The organism is Flavobacterium sp. (assembly GCF_036405015.1).
Classification (GTDB): domain Bacteria; phylum Bacteroidota; class Bacteroidia; order Flavobacteriales; family Flavobacteriaceae; genus Flavobacterium.
The window spans coordinates 1-2,112 of record NZ_DASWYK010000112.1; the positions used below are offsets into that span (position 1 = coordinate 1).

Sequence of the window (2,112 nt, forward strand, 5' to 3'; positions counted from 1 at the left end):
ATATTACCACTAAACTTGAAAATTTAAATGCAAAACTTTTACTGATTTCTGCGAAAGAAAAAATAGGAGTAGAGGATCTAAAGAACGAATTATTATCGTTTGTAAATACTGGAGCACTTCGAAACAATGAAACAATTGTGACTAATACTAGACATTATGATTCATTGTTAAAAGCTTTAGATGAAATTCAAAAAGTAAAATTCGGTTTAGAATCTGGTCTTTCAAGTGATTTAATGGCGCTGGATATTCGCGAAGCTTTATATCAATTTGGATTAATCACTGGTCAGGTCTCGAATGATGAATTGTTGGGGAATATTTTTGCCAATTTTTGCATTGGGAAATAAATTTACTTTCTTTAAGTTTCTAATGTTTTCTTTTAGTTGATTATCACTGGGTTAGAGTAATTTTTATTTTCTTATATTATCTTTTATTTGTACATTTGGTACACCTTATGTACACCTTTTAACCTTCGAGGTGTACAAATGTACACCTCATGATAATTACTTTAAAAAAGAAAAAATTAAAAAATGGCACTTATAGTTTATTCCTTGAATTCTATAAGGGTTCAACTGTCGATACAAATGGCCAGCGGATTCATCTGCGAGATTTTGAATACTTAAAACTCTACCCCCTGCAGGATCCAAAATCCGCTGCTGAAAAGAAGAAGAACAAAGAAATTGAAATTTTGGCGGAACAAATCTTCTCAATTAGAAAAGCGGAGTATTTTCAAGGAAAATTCGATATTAAAAATACTGCAAAAAGTAAAAGACGTTTTTTAGATTACTTTAATGAGAAAGCTGAAGAAAAAATTGATAGCCCCAAAAACTACGGAAATTGGACCGCTGCTCTGCTTCATTTAAAAAAATGCATTCCAGCAAATCTAATATTTGATGAAGTTGATGAAAATTTCATTAAAAAAGTGCGTCTGTATTTTGACAAAGAAGCAAAGACCAAAAGCAAATTATCTTTATCTTTAAATTCAAAGTATTCCTATTTTAACAAATTTAAGGCTGCTCTTCGAAGTGCTTTTGATGACGGTTATCTTTCTATAAATTATGCAGCAAAAATAAAATCATTTGAACAAGCTGAAAGTCAAAGAGAGTATCTTACCCATCAGGAATTAAAAAAATTAGCCAGTACCGGATGCAAATATGAAGTATTAAAACGTGCTTTTTTGTTTTCGTGCCTTACAGGTCTCCGCTGGAGTGATATCAATACAATGAAATGGTCTGAAGTGCGCGATGAAGGAGATATGTGCCGAGTGAATTTTAGACAGGAGAAAACAGAAGCAGTTGAATATTTATACATTTCTGATCAGGCACGCCAATTATTAGGAGATCGCAAAGATAATGCCGACCGTGTTTTTATCGGTTTAAAGTATTCAGCAGTTTACAATAATGAGATTGTCCGCTGGTGTAATCGAGCTGGAATATCTAAACACATTACTTTTCATAGTGCTAGGCACACAAATGCTGTTCTTCTTTTAGAAAATGGAGCAGATATATACACAGTATCAAAACGCTTAGGTCATCGTGAAATCCGTACTACAGCTATTTATGCAAAAATTGTAGATGCAAAAATGAGAGAAGCGGCTAATCTGATACCAACTATTAATATTTAAAAATGGATAAAATATCAAACAAAGCGAATTTAAAGATCATTACGATAATCTCATTTATCATTTTATATACTTGTTTATTCTATAAATTTTCTTTTACCTATTTTTATATATCTACTTTAATACTGCAAATCTTCATTTTAGGAGTATTCTTTTTTAAAATATTAAAAGTTTATTTTAGATATTTTATTAATTACATGTTCAATATCCCTAATAGCAGTTTCAATAAAATAATTGAAAAACCTCGATTGTTATTCCATATTATTTTTATGCCACTTAGCATATTTTTTACGTCAATATTCAAAAACATCACAGCAATATATTATAAAGAACTAAAAATTCTAAATGATTTAGAAGTTAATGATTTCAATCTGCTCTTATTAATTTCTATTAATGTAGTTCTTGTTGGATTTGTATTTTCAGTTTTAGGAATCTATTATTCATGGACAAAAAAATTTGAAAGCCATTTTATTCCAATGATTGAAAAGAAACTT

General features: G+C 29.9%; 2 protein-coding genes and 1 pseudogene. All 3 read left to right on the forward strand.

Going from position 1 to position 2,112, the window contains the following annotated elements:
• A pseudogene (locus VGE71_RS08640) lies at positions 1-344 on the forward strand (tRNA uridine-5-carboxymethylaminomethyl(34) synthesis GTPase MnmE); the annotation flags it as partial.
• Between the two features lie 149 nt (positions 345-493).
• Positions 494-1,621, forward strand: a complete 1,128-nt coding sequence (locus VGE71_RS08645) for a site-specific integrase (RefSeq protein ID WP_331137963.1) — start codon at positions 494-496, stop codon at positions 1,619-1,621.
• 266 nt (positions 1,622-1,887) lie between these two features.
• A partial coding sequence (locus VGE71_RS08650) for a hypothetical protein (RefSeq protein WP_331137964.1) occupies positions 1,888-2,112 on the forward strand: 225 nt, incomplete at its 3' end.

Bases quoted from the DNA above. Each gene is read 5' to 3' on its own strand.
- VGE71_RS08645 (WP_331137963.1), top strand. From the start codon at position 494: ATGATAATTACTTTAAAAAAGAAAAAATTAAAAAATGGCACTTATAGT.